The organism is Cellulosimicrobium sp. ES-005 (assembly GCF_040448685.1).
GTDB classification, from domain to species: domain Bacteria; phylum Actinomycetota; class Actinomycetes; order Actinomycetales; family Cellulomonadaceae; genus Cellulosimicrobium; species Cellulosimicrobium cellulans_G.
The window spans coordinates 824,381-841,494 of the sequence record NZ_CP159290.1 but is presented as its reverse complement, the minus strand read 5'-3'; the positions used below and the strand labels follow the sequence as shown (position 1 = coordinate 841,494).

Below are 17,114 nucleotides of genomic sequence, written 5' to 3'. Positions count from 1 at the left end.
GCCATGAGCACCGACGGCGACACCACACCCCCGAGCGCCGAGCGCCACCCGGCGCTCGGTCCGGCGCAGCTCAAGGCGCTCGCGCATCCGCTGCGGGTGCAGATCCTCGACCTGCTCTCCACCCATGGCGCGCTCACCGCGAGCCGCCTCGCCGACCTCGTCGGCGAGTCCAGCGGCTCGACGAGCTACCACCTGCGCCAGCTCGCCCGGCACGGCTTCGTCCGCGAGGTGGCCGGCCGCGGCACGGCGCGGGAGCGGTGGTGGGAACGGCCGCCGGGCGGCTTCACCGTGAGCACGCCCGACGAGACCGAGGACACGGCGACCACGCTCGCCACCGCGATGGTGAGCCGGGAGTTCGAGAACGCGCGCGCCCGCAAGATCCAGGCGTTCCTGGAACGCTCCTCCGAGCTCCCGACCCGCTGGCTCGACGGGACGCGCCTCACGACCGCCAGCATGTGGCTCACCGCTGACCAGATGAACGAGGTCGCGGACGCCTGGGACGCGCTCGACGCGACACTCCACCGGTTCGAGGGCCAGGAGCAGGCGCCGGGCGCGCGCCCCGTGCAGATCCACTTCAACGTCTTCCCCACGATCGACGGCAAGGAGAACCCCTCATGAGCGCGTACTCCCCCACCCTGCCCCGCACCGCCGAGCCGCGCGGCGCCGACCGTCTGCTCGTCGTCGTCGGCTCGGCGCTGAGCGACCTCGGGCGCCGCCGCGCCGCGGCGCGCGCACAGGCGCGACGCGACCGGCTCGCCGTCGCCCCGGGGACCACGTCGACCCGCTCGTCCGACCCGCTCCACGCCGCCGCGGAGCACACGCTCGACCGTGCGGCGCTGTCGCGAGCGTCCCTTCTGCCCTGAACACCCGGAGATTCCACCCGCATGGGGAGTGGTCACCATGTCGGCGACCCCGACCGCTCGGTTACCCTCGACGGGGCGTTCTGTGGGCACAGACGCGCGTCTCCCCCTCTCTCGCCACCCGGCTCGACAGGACGACGCGGTCTCGTGCGCCCCGACCACGTACTTAGGGAGCATTGGTGGGCCTTCTCTCGAGCATCCGCGAGCATCGTCGGACCGTCGCGTCGGTGAGCACCGTGTCGGTGTTCTCGACGGCGCTGGTCGGGATGGCGCTGTTCTACGAGGGCGAGGCCACGGCGGACGTGGACCTGAACGACTCGGGCGTGTGGGTGACGAAGTCGTCGGCCGGGCTGCTGGGTCGGTTCAACTACGAGTCGCAGGCGATGGACGGGACGCTGAACGCGGGCAGCGCGTCGTTCGACGTGCAGCAGGACGCGGGCCGGGTGCTGCTGGACGACTCCGGGACGAGCTCCGCGTCCCCCGTGAACGTCGCGCACCTCAAGCTGGACGGACAGGTTCGTCTGCCGGCGGGGGCGCAGGTGGTCTCCGGTGGCGCGACGACGGCGATCCTCGACGGCGAGGAGGGTCTGCTGTGGGTGCTGCCGTTCGACGGGGCGACGTCGTTCGACGCGGAGAAGCTGGACCCCGTGGCCGAGGTCGGCGGTGACGGCGCGCTGACCGTGTCGCAGGACGGGACGGTGTTCGCGGCGATCCCGTCGACGGGGACGCTGTGGACGGTGGCGACGACGTCCAAGGGCACGGTGGACGGTGAGGCCTCCTCCGCGCCCCTGCCGGTGAGCAAGGGCGCGGAGGTCGAGGTGACCGCGGTCGGTGACAAGCCCGTGGTGCTCGACCGGTCCGCGTCCCACCTGATCCTGCCCGGCGGGAAGAGCGTGGCGATCGAGGGGGGCGGGGACGCGCGCCTGCAGCAGCCGTCGCAGTCCTCGGACGTGGTCGTGGTCGCCACGACGGACGCCCTCGTCTCCCAGCCGCTGAAGGGCGGGGACGCGCAGCGGCGTGCCGCGCAGGGCGTGCCGGCGGCACCCGTCCAGCTCGGTGCCTGCACGTACGGGGCGTGGGCCTCGACGGGTCAGGTCATCCGCGACTGCGACGGCACGGGTCGGGACGTCGACGAGCGCCTCGAGGGCCTGGACCCCCAGACCCGCCTCGAGTACCGGGTGAACCGGCGCGTGATCGTGCTGAACGACCTGTCGGCGGGGACGTTGTGGATGGCGGCGGACGAGTACCAGAAGGTCGACGACTGGGACGTGCAGATGCCGGAGGAGGCCGAGGGTGAGGAGTCCGACGCGGAGCTGACGAACCCGGAGCAGGTGGACCAGTTCATCGCGGACCGGTCGCAGCCGAACAAGCCGCCGCAGCCGCAGGACGACAGCTTCGGGGTGCGTCCGGGTCGCACGACGATCCTGCCGGTGCTGGGCAACGACGTGGACCCGGACGGGGACGTGATGACGGCGTCGCTGGCGGGGGACTCCCCGGCCAACGCGACGGTGCAGGCGATCATGGGCGGTGCGGCGCTGCAGGCGGTCGTGCCCGAGGACGCGCAGGGGACGGGCACGTTCCGGTACTCGGTCGCGGACGGTCGCGGGGGCGTGGCCGAGGCCGGCGTCACGCTCAAGGTCTCCCCGTGGGGGGAGAACGCGCCGCCGGAGCAGACGGGCGACCCGGTGCTGCGGGTGGCCCAGGGTGGTCGGGCCACGATCAAGGTCCTGCCGTACTTCAAGGACCCGGACGGGGACGACCTGTACCTGGCGTCGGCCGCGGCGACCGTGGCCGGGGACGACGTGCGCTCGCGCCCGGACGGCACGGTCGAGTTCCGCGACGGCGGCGGCTCGACGGGCCGCAAGATCGTGACCCTGCTCGTCTCCGACGGTGAGATGTCCTTCGAGGGCAAGCTGCTGGTGGACGTGGTGCCGGGCCCGCAGCCGCCGGTGGCGGTGAACGATCACGTGGTGGTGCCGGCGGGTCAGCCGGTGACGGTGGAGCCGTTGCGCAACGACACCGATCCGAACGGTGACGAGTTGCGCCTGGCGTCGGTGTCGGAGTCCGCGCCCGCGGAGATCACGCCGAACTATGACGCGGGCACGTTCACGTTCGTGTCGATGGAGCCGCGGTCGTACGACCTGACGTACCAGGTCACCGATGGTCCGAACGCGACGACGGGTCTGGTGCGGGTGGACGTGCTGCCGCCGTCGGAGGCCGAGGGCGCCCCGATCGTGGTGACCGACACCGCCCTGCTCCCGGCGGGCGGCAGCACCCTCGTGGACGTGCTGGCCAACGACACCGACCCCGCCGGCGGCGTCCTCGTCGTGCAGTCCGTGCGCGTCCCGGCCGACGCCGGGGTGTCGGTCGCGATCCTGGCGCACCAGATGCTCCGGGTGACCGAGATCCGGCGCCTGGACACGCCCGTGACCGTGGAGTACACGGCCTCCAACGGGACCGAGACGGCGACCGGCCAGGTACGCGTGATCCCCGTGCCGGCGCCGACGCGGTTGCAGCCGCCGCAGGCGGCGGCGGACGAGGTCACGGTGCACGCCGGGGACGTGGTGACGATCCCGGTGCTGAAGAACGACACCCACCCCGACGGGCTGGAGCTGTTCCTGCAGCCCGAGCTCGAGCAGGACGTGGACCCCGCCCTGGGCGAGGCGTTCGTCTCGGAGGACACGCTACGGTTCAAGGCCGGCCCCGAGGCCGGGACCGCGTACGCGATCTACCGGGTGCGCGACGTCAACGGGCAGGAGGACTCCGCCCAGGTCACGATCCGCATCCGCGACGGCGAGGACAACGCACCCCCGCAGCCCCGCGAGATCGACGCCCGCGTGCTGTCCGGGTCCAGCGTGCGCATCGCGGTCCCCCTGGACGGGATCGACCCCGACGGCGACTCCGTCCAGGTCACCGGCATCGCGACCCCCGCCGCCAAGGGCACCGCCCGGGTCGTGGACGGACTGATCGAGTACGCGGCGTCGAAGAACGCCACCGGGCACGACACGTTCACCTACTCCGTGCTCGACGCCCGCGGGGCCACCGCCGTCGGGACGGTCCAGGTCGGCATCGCCCGGCCCGCCGAGACCAACCAGCCTCCCGTGGCGGTGGACGACGAGATCACGGTGCGCCCGGGGCGCACGGTCTCGGTCGCGGCCCTGGCCAACGACACCGACCCCGACGGCGACCAGGTCGGCCTGGTCCCCGGCGCCATCGAGGACACCCACGACCTGGACGCCGAGGTCGTGACCGACCGCATCGTCCTGACCTCCCCCGACGCCGACGGCGCCTACACGTTCTACTACCAGGTCCAGGACACCTACGGCGCCCGCGCCACCGGCGCCGTCACCGTCAACGTCGCCGCCGACGCGCCCCTGCTGCCCCCCGTCGCCCGCGACGACACCGTGCCCGTCGAGGACATCCTCGGCAAGACCGAGGTCACCGTCCCCGTCCTGGACAACGACGCCGACCCCGACGGCGCCGCGACCGAGCTCACCGTCACCACCGACGCGACCACCGCCACCGTCACCGACACCGGCGAGCTCGTCGTCACCCTCACCGAGAACCGCCAGGTCATCACCTACACCGCCACCGACATCGACGGCCTCACCGCCAAGGCCTTCGTCAAGGTGCCGGGGATGACGGACCAGGCACCGACCCTGCGTCCGGGCATCACGCCTCTGGAGGTCGTCAGCGGCGAGCCGCTGCCGATCGACATCACGGACTACGTGCTCGTCGTCGAGGGCAAGACCCCGCGCCTGACGACCGAGGAGAAGGTCACCGCGCTCGAGGGGACCCGCGAGGTGCCCTCGACCACCGAGATCGTCTACACGTCGAATGCCGAGTACGTCGGGCCGGCCGCCGTCACCTTCGAGGTGACCGACGGCTCCGGCCCCGACGACCCCGAGGGCCACACCGCGCTGCTCACGCTGCCGATCAGCGTGGTCCCGCCGGAGAACCTGCCGCCCGAGCTCTCCACCCCGACGCTCGACGTCGCGGCGGGCGAGGAGGCCTCGATCGACCTCGCACGCTTCGCGACCGACCCCGACGGCGACTCCTTGACCTTCAAGGCCACCGGCCAGGCCCAGGGCGTCACCGTGACGGTCGAGGGCAGCACGCTGCACGCCCAGGCGTCCCCGGACGTGCCCAAGGGTTCGGTCGTGCAGGTCCCGATCACCGTCACCGACGGCGAGCACCCCCCGGTCGAGGGCACCGCGACCCTCACCGTCGTGGCCTCCACCCGACCCCTCGCCCGGGCCAACCAGGACACCGTCGACGACGCCCACCAGGGCAAGGCCACCACGGTGAACGTCCTCGCCAACGACGCCAACCCCTTCCCCGACACGCCCCTGGAGATCGTGGGTGCCGGTGTCGAGACGGGCCAGGGCGACGTCTCCTACGCCGGGAACGACGTCACGATCACCCCGGCCGAGAACTACGTCGGCATCATGGTCGTCACGTACCGCGTCCAGGACGCGACCAAGGACGCCGACCGCCTGGTCGAGGGCCGCGTCCAGGTCAAGGTGCTCGGCAAGCCCGAAGCTCCTGCGACCCCGCAGGTCGAGGAGGTGCGGTCCAAGACGGTCGTGCTGTCCTGGGACCCGCCGAACAACAACGGCGCCGAGATCACCGGCTACACCGTGCGCTCCCAGAACGGCTACGAGAAGGCCTGCGGCACCACGACCTGCACCCTCGACGGCCTCACCAACAACGTCAAGTACACCTTCACCGTGTACGCGACCAACGCCGTCGGCGACGGACCCGCGTCCCCGCCCTCGGCCGAGGCCCGCCCCGACGAGAAGCCCGACCCGCCCGCCGCGCCCACCCTCGAGTTCGGCGACCAGTCCCTGACCGTCACCTGGACCAACAAGACCTACACCGACCGCTCGCCCATCGAGACCGTCAACCTGGAGATCTCCCCGGCACCGCCGAGCGGCGCCATCCAGATGCAGTCCCTCACCGGGAACCAGACCGTCTGGACCGGGCTGAAGAACGGCGTCGCGTACCGGGTGCGCGTGCAGGCCGTGAACCTCGCCCCCGACCCCTCGGAGTGGGGCGACTACTCCGCCGAGGAGATCCCGGCGGGTCTGCCCGACGTCCCGAAGACGCCCAGCGCGACGCGCGCCTCCGACTCCCCGCTCAACGGCGGGTCCATCGACGTGTCGTGGGAGCCGCCGTTCGAGAACGGCGACGCGATCAAGGCGTACAGCCTGCAGCGCTACAAGAACGGCGCGCGCGACGGCGCGCCGACCTCTCTCACGGGGACGAGCCACAAGGCGACCGGGCTCGACAACGAGTCGTCCTACACGTTCACCGTGACGGCCGAGAACAAGGCGGGCGTGACGGCGGAGAGCCCGCAGTCCGCCGCGGTCGTGCCGTACGGCCGTCCCGAGGCGCCGCCGAAGCCCACCGTGCAGAACGTCGGGTCGTCCTCGCAGGACAGCGGCATCCCGCGCGTCTCGTGGGGAGCCGCCGACGCCAACGGCAGCCCGATCACGTCGTACACGGTCAAGGCCACTCCTGGTGGGACGACCAAGCAGGTCAGCGGGACCTCGGTCGACTTCACCGACCTCGCACCCGGGTCGTACACGTTCACGGTCGTCGCGACGAACAACGGCGGCACCTCGACGTCCAGCCCCGCGTCGGCATCCATCAACGCCTACCAGAAGCCTGGCGTGCCAGGCGTCACCGCGACGAAGTCGAGCGGCACCGCGGGAACGTTCACCATCACCGCCCCGTCCTCCAACGGCGGCAACACCATCTCGCGGTACGAGTGGCGGCTCACCGGGACCCAGAACAAGACCGGCACCACGACGAGCGTCGCGATCAGCGGATACTCGCAGGACGTCTACCTCGACGCGCGGGCGTGCAACGCCGCGGGGTGCGGCGACTGGAGCGCGAAGAAGCGGATCCAGACCGACGCCCCGCCGCCGCCCCCGGACCCGCGGGCGTGGGTGGTCCGCGGGCCACGTTCCGACGTGTCGGGCTGCGTCGGGTCCATGTGCACCCAGTTCCGCGTGCAGGCCAACGCGGACTTCCCGTCGGGCTCCTACACGTTCGAGTGCTTCTGGGACGGCAACAGCGTCTCCGGCAACAGCTACACGCGCCAGCTCAATGCCGGCAGCTACGTCGACCTGCCCTGTGTCCTCGGCAACCCGTACGGCACGCAGCGCACCGCGCAGGTCTGGGTGAGCATCTCGCCCGCCAACGGGATCACCGTCGAACGCCGGTCGTGGCCGATCTGGTGATTCACGGTCGAGGACGCGACGATCTGCCGTCGGCAGATGAGCCCACGGCAGATCGTCGCTCCTCCGATCCGCGCCGGGGCGCACGCTGGTCGCATGACCACGCACCCGACCCACCACCAGACCGGTAACCCGCTGGGCGAAGCCCGGAGACCGCACGCGGAGGCCGCCGCCCCGGCGTCGTCGTCCTTCGACGACCAGCTCACGACGCGCCTGCTGCACCAGCGCATCGTCGTCCTCGGCTCGGCCGTGGACGACGCCGTCGCGAACCGTCTGTGCGCGCAGCTCCTCCTGCTCTCGGCGGAGGACCCGCGCGCGGACGTCGCGCTGTACATCAACTCCCCCGGCGGCTCGGTGAGCGCCGGGCTGGCGATCTACGACACGATGCGGCTCATCCCCAACGACGTCTCGACCGTCGCGATGGGCTTCGCCGCGAGCATGGGGCAGTTCCTGCTGTGCGCGGGGACGCCGGGCAAGCGGTTCGCGCTGCCGCACGCGCGCATCATGATGCACCAGCCGTCGGCGGGCATCGGCGGCACCGCCGTCGACATCGCGATCCAGGCCGAGAACCTCGTGTACACCAAGGGGCTCATGCACCGGCTGACCGCGGAGAGCACCGGCCAGAGCGTCGAGACCATCGCGGACGACTCCGACCGCGACCGCTGGTTCACGGCGCAGCAGGCGCTCGACTACGGCATGGTCGACCGGATCGTCGAGTCCGTCGACGACGTCCGTCCCGCCCGCGCGGCCCGGAAGGTGGGACTGTGATGGCGAGCTACACGATCCCGACCGTCGTCGAGAAGACCCCGCTCGGGGAGCGCGCGTTCGACGTCTTCTCCCGCCTCCTGTCGGAGCGCATCGTCTTCCTCGGCACGGAGATCGACGACGGCGTCGCGAACGTCGTCATGGCGCAGCTCCTGCACCTGGAGTCGGACGCCCCGGACCAGGAGATCGGCCTGTACATCAACTCCCCCGGCGGCTCCGCGACCGCGCTCATGGCGATCTACGACACGATGCAGTTCGTCCGCTGCGACGTGTCGACCATCTGCATGGGCCAGGCGGCCTCGGCCGCGGCCGTGCTGCTGGCGGCGGGGACGCCGGGCAAGCGGTTCGTGCTCGAGCACTCGCGCGTGCTGCTGCACCAGCCCTCGGGCGGCGGCGAGGGCACGATCTCCGACCTGTCGATCCAGGCCGAGGAGATCCTGCGGATCCGGTCCGAGACGGAGGAGGTCCTGTCGCGTCACACGGGGCAGACCGTCGAGCGCCTGCGCGCGGACACCGACCGTGACCTCGTGCTCACGGCGCGCCAGGCCGTCGAGTACGGCGTCGCGGACGCCGTCGTCACGTCGCGCAAGCTCGCCGCGGCGGCCTGAACCCGGGTCGAGCGCTGCGTCCGCGGTCGACGGACGCGTCCCGGGACGCATCTCTCGGCCGCAGACGCAGCACTCGCGGTGCGCTGCCGCACGGGGCCTACCCGCGTCGCCGGAACCAGGAGCGTCGACGCGGCTCCTGCGCGGGCTCGGCCGCCAGGCCCGGTTCCTCCGTCGACGCGGGCTCTCCGGGTTCCGGCACCTCGGCAGCGTCCGGGTCGGGGACATCGGCGGTGTCCGCGTCGGGCACGTCGGCGGTGTCCGCGTCGGGCACGTCCGCGGAGTCCACGTCAGGGTCGACGGCGGTGTCCGCGCCGGGCGCGTGGGCGTCCGGATCCGCTGCTCCCGGCTCGGGATCGTGCGCCGGCGCGGACACCGCGCGCCCCGTCGCCGCGATGCCGGCGATGCGGCCGCGCTCGTCGAACCGGACGGTCACGCTCCCGTCGGGCAGGGCGAGCTCGACCGCGCCGTCGCCCTGCGCCGTCCGGAGCCCGCGAGCGACGGCGTAGGACGCGACGGCGCGCCGGTGGTCGACGACCGTCACGGACAGCAGGCCTTCGCTCAGCACCCGCACGACGCGCGGCACGCTCGGCGCGGGCAGCGCGAGATCGTCGGCGTCGAGGAGGAACCAGGCGCGCGTCCCGCCGCCGACGGGTGCGCTGTAGTGGGTCCAGGTCCCGGTGACGGCCTTCGCCGCGAGCGCGAGGCGGTACGGGAGGTCGTCGGTGAGCGGCAGCTCCGCCTCGGTCGCCTCGCGCAGGCCGGTCTCGCGGGTCTTCTCGGCGGCGCGCAGCACGTCGTCCGGGAAGTCGTTGACGTTGTTCCACGCCCACATCCAGCTCCCGGGGCCGGGCGCGGCCGTGCCGAGGAACTGGAGCCGGCACGTCGTCGTCCCGCCGTCCGGTGCGGTGAAGGTGAACGTCCCCGTGGCCATCTCGGCGCCCCACGCGTCGTCGCCGTGGCGGTCGACGAGGTGGAGCTGGTGCTCGTGCGAGAGGAACGCGGCGTCGTCGACGAGCTCCTGGAGGGCCGGGGCGGTCTGCTCTGCCGTGCCGTGCGCGGTCTGCGGCTCCGTCATCCCTCGACGGTAGCGGCGCCCGCCGCGCCGCGCCGGGGCGCGACACGCGGTGCCGACCAGGAGCCGGCCAGGTGCGGGCCCCGTGCCGGCCGCGCGTCAGCCGGTGCGGCCGGCCCCGCGGGAGTCAGGCCGCGAGGAGCAGCACGTCGGCGGTGCGCACGGTCGCCCGCGCCGCGAGCGTCGTGCGCGCGACCGGGAGGTCGCGCACGGGTTCGCCGGCGGGTGCGGGGTCCCGCGGCGCGGAGAGCGCACCGCGCTCCCGGACGGAGGAGAGCACGCGCACGGGGGCGAGCGGGCGCAGCTCCTCCCCCGTGCGAGCCACGAGGTCCACGAGGCGCAGGCCGAGGGCGCCGCAGACGGCGGCCAGGACCTCGGACGACGCCTCCTTGCGGCCGCGCTCCACCTCGGAAAGGTAAGCGGTCGAGACCCGTGCGGCAGCCGCGACGTCGACGAGCGTCCGACCCTGCGCGAGCCGGGCCCGTCGGAGGATGCCGCCGATCACGTGGCGCAGGAGCGGCTCCGGCCGACCGCCCTCCCGGGGCCGGGGGCTCGCCGGCACTCCGCTCGGCACTCCGCTCGGCCCTGCGTTCGGCACCGCGCTCGTCGCGTCCATGCGGTCACGCTACCCGCGCCCCGCCCGGGTGCCGAGGCACCCGGGCGAGGATCTGCTCCTGGCGTAAGGCCCGACGTCGGGCGCTCACCGGTCCGGGAGGGACGTCACCACCGCTCGAGCGACCGCGCCATCTGCCAGAACCGGATCTCGTGGCGGCAGCTCAGCTCGAACGCGCGCTCCATGCGGGCGCGCTCCGCCTCGCCCGCGTCGGCGGCGAGCGCGTCGAGCCGCTCGCGCAGGTCGGCCAGGACCCCCTCGGTGCGCTCGGCAGCGTAGAACTCCCACCAGCCCGCGAGCGGGTGGTCGTCCCCGATCGCGCCGGGCGTCGTCTCGCGCTCGGCGAGCCAGAACCGCCGCGCCGACCAGATGTAGGTCCACGGGCACGGCAGGAGGGCGGCGAGCAGCACGCCGAGCGAGTCGCGGCCCGCGGCGAGCATGTGGTCGACGTACGCCTGCGCGCTCGGGGCGAGGCGGTTCGTCTGCGCGTCCTCGTAGGCCACGCCGAGGAAGTCGCACATCGCGTGGTGGGCGTGCGACTCGTCGTCGAGCAGGAACCCGGCCTTCTCGTGGAAGTACGCGGCCCACTCGCGGTCCGGCGCGAGCGCCATGCCGAGCCCGTAGCAGCGCAGGTACGCCGTGAGGTACTGGTGGTCCTGGCCGACGTAGTGCCGCACCGCGTCCGGCTCGACCGACCCGTCGCGCAGCCCGGCGAGGAACGGGTGGTCGTAGAACTCGTCGAAGAGGTGCGCGTACCGGCGCGCGAGGTCGACCGTGAAGCCGGTCTCCCCCGGCCGGACGAGCGCGGTCGGGTCGTCCGCGAGGACAGGGTTCAGGGTGATGGCAGCAGGCGTCGTCATGCCCACGTTCCTCCGCTCGTGCTAGCGAGATCAGGTTCGACGGGTCCGGGCGGCCGTACCGCTCGTCTCAGTCCCTCGGCCCGGTCACCCGGGCGGGACGCCCCGCGTGGTTCGCGGCGACCCTAGCAAGGAAGCGCCCCGCGTGTCGGGATCGTCCGGCGGCGTGGTGGAATATAGTTGTAGCGACAACAGTTGGAGCAGACATGACCACGAGCACCCCGGGCGCGCCGACCGACCGCCTCCTGTCCCCGTCCACGAGCATGGACGCCGTCACGCTGCGCGTCGGCGACCTCGAGCAGATGACGTCCTACTACACGGGCGCGTTCGCGCTGGCCCCGCTCGAGGAGCGCTCGCGCGGCACCGAGGTGCACCGCGTCCTCGGCCGCGGCACGACGCCCATGCTGCGCCTCGTGCACACGCCCGGCCTGCCCGCCGTCGACCGGCGTCAGGCCGGCCTGTTCCACACCGCGTTCCTGTTCGACGACGCCGCGAGCCTCGCCGCGACCGTCTACCGGGCCGCGCAGGACCGTCGGGGGGCGTTCGTCGGGTCGAGCGACCACCTCGTCAGCGAGGCGTTCTACTTCACCGACCCCGAGGGGAACGGGGTCGAGCTGTACACCGACCGCCCCCGCGAGACGTGGGTGCGCGAGCGCGGCCAGATCGTCATGGCGACCGAGTACCTGGACCCGAACGCGTACCTGCGCACGCACCTCGACCAGGAGACGTTCGACGCCGGGCCCGCGCTCGCCGGGCGGGTGGGGCACGTCCATCTCCAGGTCGGCGACATCGCGACCGCGCGCGACTTCTACGTCGACGCCGTCGGGTTCGAGGCCACGGTCACCGAGTACAGCGGCGCCCTGTTCGCGTCCGCCGGCGGGTACCACCACCACGTCGCGATGAACGTCTGGAACAGCGCCGGCGCCGGCCCGCGCGCCGCGAGCCTGGGGCTCGGGGACGTCGCGGTCACCGTCCCCGGTCGCGACGACCTCGACGCGCTCGTCGCCCGCCTGCGGGCCCGCGGCCTGCAGCACGCCGACGACGGCCGCTCCGTCGTCGTGCACGACCCGTGGGGCACGCGGGTCACGCTGGCCGTGCCCGGCACGACGACCGACGAGCTCCTGGCGCGATGAGCGCGCCCACCGCGCTCGTCGCCGTCCGCCCCGACCCGGGCCTGGCAGGACAGCCCGCCGCGGGGCCCGTCGTCGTGCTGCTGCACGGGTACGGCTCGCACGAGCACGACCTTGCGGGCCTCGGCCCGCACCTGGGCGCGCCGTGGGTCTCGCTGCGCGCCCCGCTCCCTCTCCCCCACGGCGGCTTCGCGTGGTTCCCGATCGTCACGCCGGGCGACCCCGACCCGGCGCCCGTGGCGCGCGCGACCGAGGCCGTCTGGGCGTGGGTCGACGCCGAGCTCGGCCCTGACCGGCCGGTCGTCCCCGTCGGGTTCTCCCAGGGCGGGCTCATGGCGTCCCAGCTCCTGCGCACGCGCCCCGAGCGCGTGGCGGCGACCGTCGTCCTCGGCGGGTTCGTCCAGGCCGCGGAGCAGCCCGCGGACGCCGCGCTCGCCGCGTCCCGGCCGCCCGTGTTCTGGGGCCGCGGGGCCGAGGACCGCGTCATCGCGCCGCACGCGATCGAGCGGACGGCCGCGTGGCTGCCGGGCCGCTCGACGCTCGTCGAGCGCGTCTACCCCGGCCTCGCGCACGGCATCGACGCGCGCGAGCTCGCCGACGTCCGCGCGTTCCTCGACGACGCCCTGGGGCGGACCGCCGCCTGACCGCAGGCGCGGGCGGCCGACCCGACGGCGGCGGCCCGGCCCGGCCCGGCCCGGGGAGCGCACCCGACGCCGGGCGCGCACGATGGGAGCACCCACCCGTGCGCACCGAGGAGCCAGGCCGATGTTCCGCAGCCTCTTCCCGATCCTCTCCGTGGCCGACGTGGAGCGGTCGCTCGTCTTCTACCGCGACCTGCTGCGCGGGACCGTCGAGTACGCCTTCCCCGACGAGGGCGCGCCCGTGTACGTGAGCGTGCACGTCGGCGGCTCGCCGCTCGGGATCGGGCTCGACGACGGCACGATGCCCGCCGGCGTCGCGCGCACCGCGCTGTGGGTGTACGTCGACGACTGCGACCGGGCCGTCGAGCACCTCGCCGCGGCCGGAGTGCCGGTGCTCCAGCCGCCCACGGACCAGCCGTGGGGCGAGCGCGTCGCGCGCGTGCAGGACCCGGACGGCACCGTCGTGATCCTCGGCCAGGAGGCCGCGCCGCCGCCCGAGCCCGAGGGCCCGACCGGGCTCTCGTGACGTCGGTGCCCCCACCGGGACTCGAACCCGGAACACGCCGGGTTTAAGCCGGCCGCCTCTGCCAGTTGGGCCATGGGGGCGCGGCCCGAATCTACCGCGACCGCGGACCGAGCCGGGACGGTCGACGCCTGCCGAGGAGGCGCCGGACACGTCGGGACGCGACGAGGGGCGAGCCGCACCGGCGGCTCGCCCCTCGTCGTCGGGCACGGCTCCGGGGTCGCCCCCGGACGGCGGTCAGGACGCCTTGGCCGGGACCTTCTCGTCCGCGTCGGCGGAGACGCCCGCCTCGGCCGCGGCGGCCGAGCCCTGCGCGGTCTGCTTGACCGGCTCGCCGTCCTTCTTGGGCGGCACCGACGCGGCGCGGAACTCCGCGCGCGGGTCGTGCAGGGAGCCGAGCGACACGAGCTCGCGACCCAGGAGGAACTGCCCGATCCAGCCGATGAAGATGCGGATCTTGCGGTTGCCCGTCGGCATCGCCATGACGTGGTAGCTGCGGTGCATGAGCCACGCGAGCACGCCGCGCAGCTTGAACACGCCGAACAGCTCCGCGACGCCCTTGTACAGGCCGAGGGACGCGACCGTGCCGACGCTCTTGTGGCGGTACTCGACCGGCTTCTCGCTGTGCAGCTCGAGCGCGAGGTTGTCGGCCAGGCGCGTGGCCTCGCGGATCGCGTGCTGCGCGTTCGGGGGGCAGAACTTGCCCGGGTTGAGCACGTCCGGGACGGCGGCGCAGTCGCCCGCGGCCCACGCGTTCGGCACGACGTTGCCGTCGGCGTCGGCGACCTGGAGCGTCGGGAGCACCGTGACGCGGCCCATCTTGTCCACGGGGAGGTCGGACGCCTCCTTGATGACCGGGTTCGCCTTGACGCCCGCGGTCCACACGATCGTGTCGGAGTCGAACTCGACGCCCGTCGACGTGACGACGTGGCCGTCGACGCACGACGACAGGAACGTGTTGAGGTGGAACTCGATCCCGCGCTTCTTCAGCTCCTCGAGCGCATAGCCCGCCATGGGCTCGCTGAGCTCGGGCAGGATGCGCCCGGCGCCCTCGATCATGACGAAGCGGAGGTCCTTCTCCTCGATCGTCGCGTAGTTGCGGGTCGCGTAGCGCGCCATGTCCTCGATCTCGGCGATCGCCTCGACGCCCGCGAACCCGCCGCCCACGAACGTGAACGTCAGCATGCGGCGACGCAGCCCCTCGTCCCACGTGGACGACGCGACGTCCATGCGGTTGAGCACGTGGTTGCGGACCGCGATGGCCTCCTCCACGTTCTTGAAGCCGATCGCGTTCTCCGCGAGCCCGGGGATGGGGAGCGTGCGCGACACCGAGCCGAGGCCGACGATCAGGTGGTCGTACGTGACCGAGTAGTCGTCGCCCTCCTCCGGGTGGATCGTCACGCGGCGCGCGGCGTGGTCGATCGAGACGACCTTGCCCTGGAGCACGTCGACGCCCTTGAGGGCGCGGCGGTGCGGCGCGACGACGTCGCGGCCGTCGATCGAGCCCGCGGCCGCCTCGGGGAGGAAGGGCGCGTACGTCATGTACGGGCGCGGGTCGACGACGACGATCGCCGCCTCGCGGCGACCGAGCTTCTTGCGCAGTCGGCGCGCGGCGTACAGACCCACGGAGCCGCCGCCGAGGACGACGACGCGGGGCACCTTGCGGGGCCGCGGCGAAGCGGTCTGGGCACGGCTGACCGAGGTCAGGTCATTCTGAGGCATGGTTCCAGAGTATTACCGGTTGCGGCACAGGCGAGCCGGAGCGTCCGTCAGACGGGCGTGACGCGCCCCACGCCCGCCCTGCGCACCGGGCAGACCCGACATTCCGCGCGGCCCGACGGGCCGAACCCGGGGTCGCTCCCGACGGCGACCCCCGGCTGGGGAGCGATCCCGGGCTCGGCGCCTTTCCGTCAGCCGATCGCGCCGACGACGGGGGTCGGGCCCGTCGGTTGCGGCTGCGTGCCGCCCGCGGGCGGGGTCGGCGCGGGCTCGGGTGCCGTGCCCTCGGCCGGGTCCGTCGCGTCGCCCGACGGCGCGGGGTCGTCCGTGTCACCCGGCTCGCCCGTGCCCGACGTCGCGTCGTCCGAGCCGACGCTGGAGGGCACGGCGGTGGGCGCCTTGAGGAAGGGCCACGGCATCTCGCGCGTGCGCGTGCCCGTCGCCGGGACGGGGCGCCCGTCGCCGTCCGCGTACTCGACGTCCTCCTCCGCGACCGCGCGCAGCGGGTAGACGTTCCAGCGCTCGCGACCGTCCGTCGAGAGCGTCGGCTGGAAGTACCACGCGCCCTCGACGTCGGGCACCGACCACGGTCCGTAGGCGCCCTCCTCGGTCACGGTGCGCACCTGGCGGCCGCGGTCGTCGAAGATCTGGACGTCGCGCACGGGGTCTCCCGCGGCGTCGTAGACGAACAGGTTGGAGACCTGCATCCCGTCGACCCACACGCCGTCGCCGCCCGGCCCCGAGGGGCCGCCGTAGGAGACGGGCTGCGTCCCGCCGCTCGCGTCGGCCCACCCCTGCTGGTAGCCGCTGTCCCACCCGGACACGGAGACCGAGGCGCTCGCCGCGGTGACGTAGAGCACGGTCGGGACCGCCGCGACGGCCGCCGCGACGGACAGCGGGCGCACGACCTTGGGCAGCCAGGTCGTGGGCAGCCAACGACCCCGACCCCACTGGACGCTCACCACCACGGCGGCGAGCACCACGACCCGTGCGGAGAGGTCCCGCGGCAGGACCGCGACCTGGTAGCCGCCGAGCAGCGCGAGCAGGAGCGTCGCCACGACCCAGCCGCGCAGGATCCACCACGCGGGCGTCAGGGTCCGCAGGAACTCCATGACGGAGGCCCACTGGGACGTCGAGGTGACGGGCCGCCACAGGGAGCGCCACCCGGACGACAGGATCCCGCCGAGCACGAGCAGCCGCCCGCGCAGCCCGATGCGGGGGCGGCGCGCGCCGCCCGGCGCGGCGACGGACGGGAGCCCCGCGGCGCCCCGCAGCTCGGCGGCGTACTCCGCCGGCGGGCCGAAGAACGCGACGAGGTCGAGGCCCGTGTCGTCGGCGACGGCTCCGCCCGGGTCGGCGGGGCCGCCGTCGGGCAGCGGACGAGCGGGACCACTGCGGCGCGGCAGCGCGCCCGGCGCGTCGACGACCGCCTCGGCGAGGTCGGCCTCGAGCCCGTCGGTGAGCTCCTCGACCTGCTCCGGCCGCAGGTCGGCGAGGTGCGCGCGCACCTGCTGCGCGTACGCGTGGACGTGCTCGTAGAAGGCCAAGCCCACGGGCGCCCCGGCGGGCTGCTGCGCGGGCGTCGTCGTGCTCATCAGGCGGCCACCTCTCCGGTCCGCAGCAGCGCGGACACGGTGCCCGCGAACGTCTGCCACTCCTTGCGGTGCAGGTCGAGCATCGCCCGCCCCTGCGCGTTGATCCCGTAGTACTTGCGGTGCGGGCCGGCGTCGGACGGCACGACGTACGTCGTCAGCGCCCCGCTCGCGTACAGGCGCCGGAGCGTCCCGTACACCGACGCGTCGCCGACGTCGTCCAGCCCCGCCGCGCGCAGGCGTCGCACGACGTCGTACCCGTACCCGTCCTCGGCCTCGACCGCCGCGAGGACCGCGGCGTCGAGCACCCCCTTGAGCAGCTGCGTGGTGTCCATCCGACCCTCCGTCGGGCGTGGCCCTGGTCCGTCCCGGCACTCGGCCCGCCGACCACGACGGGCTCACGCGATGCACACTACCGCGCGATGCACAGTACCACGCACACCGACACTCCGATGCTGGTCGGGGAGACGGCGAACCCGGGGTCGCTCC

At 73.7% G+C, this 17,114-nt stretch carries 14 protein-coding genes, 1 tRNA gene and 1 riboswitch; of the genes, 8 read left to right on the top strand and 7 right to left on the bottom strand.

Translation table 11 applies throughout. From position 1 onward, the window contains the following. The first annotated feature begins 3 nt into the window (after positions 1-3). From ABRQ22_RS03650 to ABRQ22_RS03630, 5 genes are all read left to right on the top strand, one after another. Positions 4-618, top strand: a complete 615-nt coding sequence (locus tag ABRQ22_RS03650; RefSeq protein WP_353708621.1) for a helix-turn-helix domain-containing protein — start codon at positions 4-6, stop codon at positions 616-618. After that, positions 615-863: a hypothetical protein gene (locus ABRQ22_RS03645; RefSeq protein ID WP_353708620.1), complete on the top strand. Its 249-nt coding sequence runs from the start codon at positions 615-617 to the stop codon at positions 861-863. The genes ABRQ22_RS03650 and ABRQ22_RS03645 overlap by 4 nt, the downstream gene beginning before the upstream one ends. A 224-nt stretch (positions 864-1,087) precedes the next feature. Then, the gene (locus ABRQ22_RS03640) at positions 1,088-7,108 is read left to right on the top strand and encodes an Ig-like domain-containing protein (protein WP_353708619.1); all 6,021 of its coding nucleotides are present in this window, start codon (positions 1,088-1,090) and stop codon (positions 7,106-7,108) included. Positions 7,109-7,201: 93 nt separating this feature from the next. Then, entirely contained in the window at positions 7,202-7,873 is a 672-nt protein-coding gene (locus ABRQ22_RS03635; RefSeq protein WP_353708618.1) for an ATP-dependent Clp protease proteolytic subunit, read from the top strand. After that, on the top strand, positions 7,873-8,478 hold the full coding sequence (locus ABRQ22_RS03630) for an ATP-dependent Clp protease proteolytic subunit (protein ID WP_087469679.1): 606 nt from the start codon (positions 7,873-7,875) through the stop codon (positions 8,476-8,478). The genes ABRQ22_RS03635 and ABRQ22_RS03630 overlap by 1 nt, the downstream gene beginning before the upstream one ends. Before the next feature lie 97 nt (positions 8,479-8,575). Here ABRQ22_RS03630 and ABRQ22_RS03625 read toward each other — a convergent pair whose 3' ends face one another. The 3 genes from ABRQ22_RS03625 to ABRQ22_RS03615 form a co-directional block, all read right to left on the bottom strand. Then, the gene (locus ABRQ22_RS03625; protein WP_353708617.1) at positions 8,576-9,553 is read right to left on the bottom strand and encodes a DUF6882 domain-containing protein; all 978 of its coding nucleotides are present in this window, start codon (positions 9,551-9,553) and stop codon (positions 8,576-8,578) included. Between the two features lie 124 nt (positions 9,554-9,677). Beyond that, positions 9,678-10,166 (bottom strand): helix-turn-helix domain-containing protein, encoded by a 489-nt coding sequence (locus ABRQ22_RS03620; protein ID WP_353708616.1) that lies wholly within the window; start codon positions 10,164-10,166, stop codon positions 9,678-9,680. 104 nt (positions 10,167-10,270) lie between these two features. Then, on the bottom strand, positions 10,271-11,023 hold the full coding sequence (locus ABRQ22_RS03615) for a TenA family protein (RefSeq protein WP_253052976.1): 753 nt from the start codon (positions 11,021-11,023) through the stop codon (positions 10,271-10,273). Next, positions 11,014-11,138, bottom strand: a riboswitch (TPP riboswitch). It overlaps the preceding gene by 10 nt. A gap of 88 nt (positions 11,139-11,226) precedes the next feature. On the opposite strand from ABRQ22_RS03615, the gene ABRQ22_RS03610 reads away from it, so the two are divergent. The 3 genes from ABRQ22_RS03610 to ABRQ22_RS03600 all read left to right on the top strand — a co-directional run bounded on the left by ABRQ22_RS03610 (position 11,227) and on the right by ABRQ22_RS03600 (position 13,317). Further along, a complete protein-coding gene (locus tag ABRQ22_RS03610; protein ID WP_353708615.1) occupies positions 11,227-12,153 on the top strand; it encodes a VOC family protein in 927 nt (308 codons plus the stop codon). After that, entirely contained in the window at positions 12,150-12,794 is a 645-nt protein-coding gene (locus ABRQ22_RS03605; RefSeq protein WP_353708614.1) for an esterase, read from the top strand. Before ABRQ22_RS03610 ends, ABRQ22_RS03605 begins: the two co-directional genes overlap by 4 nt. 121 nt (positions 12,795-12,915) lie before the next feature. Continuing rightward, on the top strand, positions 12,916-13,317 hold the full coding sequence (locus ABRQ22_RS03600; protein ID WP_353708613.1) for a glyoxalase superfamily protein: 402 nt from the start codon (positions 12,916-12,918) through the stop codon (positions 13,315-13,317). Between the two features lie 6 nt (positions 13,318-13,323). On the opposite strand, the gene ABRQ22_RS03595 is transcribed toward ABRQ22_RS03600, so the two are convergent. The 4 genes from ABRQ22_RS03595 to ABRQ22_RS03580 all read right to left on the bottom strand — a co-directional run bounded on the left by ABRQ22_RS03595 (position 13,324) and on the right by ABRQ22_RS03580 (position 16,960). Next, positions 13,324-13,397, bottom strand: a tRNA-Leu gene (locus ABRQ22_RS03595). A 154-nt stretch (positions 13,398-13,551) separates the two neighbouring features. Next, positions 13,552-15,036 (bottom strand): NAD(P)/FAD-dependent oxidoreductase, encoded by a 1,485-nt coding sequence (locus ABRQ22_RS03590; RefSeq protein WP_253052968.1) that lies wholly within the window; start codon positions 15,034-15,036, stop codon positions 13,552-13,554. 188 nt (positions 15,037-15,224) lie between these two features. Further along, on the bottom strand, positions 15,225-16,628 hold the full coding sequence (locus ABRQ22_RS03585) for a hypothetical protein (protein ID WP_353708612.1): 1,404 nt from the start codon (positions 16,626-16,628) through the stop codon (positions 15,225-15,227). After that, positions 16,628-16,960 carry a PadR family transcriptional regulator gene (locus tag ABRQ22_RS03580; protein WP_047234130.1) on the bottom strand — a complete coding sequence of 111 codons (333 nt, stop codon included), beginning with the start codon at positions 16,958-16,960 and terminating at the stop codon, positions 16,628-16,630. Before ABRQ22_RS03580 ends, ABRQ22_RS03585 begins: the two co-directional genes overlap by 1 nt. Positions 16,961-17,114: the final 154 nt, after the last annotated feature.

Coding starts and splice junctions, on each gene's coding strand:
- ABRQ22_RS03620 (WP_353708616.1), bottom strand. CDS start 10,166: ATGGACGCGACGAGCGCGGTGCCGAACGCAGGGCCGAGCGGAGTGCCG.
- ABRQ22_RS03585 (WP_353708612.1), bottom strand. CDS start 16,628: ATGAGCACGACGACGCCCGCGCAGCAGCCCGCCGGGGCGCCCGTGGGC.
- ABRQ22_RS03590 (WP_253052968.1), bottom strand. CDS start 15,036: ATGCCTCAGAATGACCTGACCTCGGTCAGCCGTGCCCAGACCGCTTCG.
- ABRQ22_RS03610 (WP_353708615.1), top strand. CDS start 11,227: ATGACCACGAGCACCCCGGGCGCGCCGACCGACCGCCTCCTGTCCCCG.
- ABRQ22_RS03615 (WP_253052976.1), bottom strand. CDS start 11,023: ATGACGACGCCTGCTGCCATCACCCTGAACCCTGTCCTCGCGGACGAC.
- ABRQ22_RS03600 (WP_353708613.1), top strand. CDS start 12,916: ATGTTCCGCAGCCTCTTCCCGATCCTCTCCGTGGCCGACGTGGAGCGG.
- ABRQ22_RS03580 (WP_047234130.1), bottom strand. CDS start 16,960: ATGGACACCACGCAGCTGCTCAAGGGGGTGCTCGACGCCGCGGTCCTC.
- ABRQ22_RS03625 (WP_353708617.1), bottom strand. CDS start 9,553: ATGACGGAGCCGCAGACCGCGCACGGCACGGCAGAGCAGACCGCCCCG.
- ABRQ22_RS03645 (WP_353708620.1), top strand. CDS start 615: ATGAGCGCGTACTCCCCCACCCTGCCCCGCACCGCCGAGCCGCGCGGC.
- ABRQ22_RS03635 (WP_353708618.1), top strand. CDS start 7,202: ATGACCACGCACCCGACCCACCACCAGACCGGTAACCCGCTGGGCGAA.
- ABRQ22_RS03630 (WP_087469679.1), top strand. CDS start 7,873: ATGGCGAGCTACACGATCCCGACCGTCGTCGAGAAGACCCCGCTCGGG.
- ABRQ22_RS03605 (WP_353708614.1), top strand. CDS start 12,150: ATGAGCGCGCCCACCGCGCTCGTCGCCGTCCGCCCCGACCCGGGCCTG.
- ABRQ22_RS03650 (WP_353708621.1), top strand. CDS start 4: ATGAGCACCGACGGCGACACCACACCCCCGAGCGCCGAGCGCCACCCG.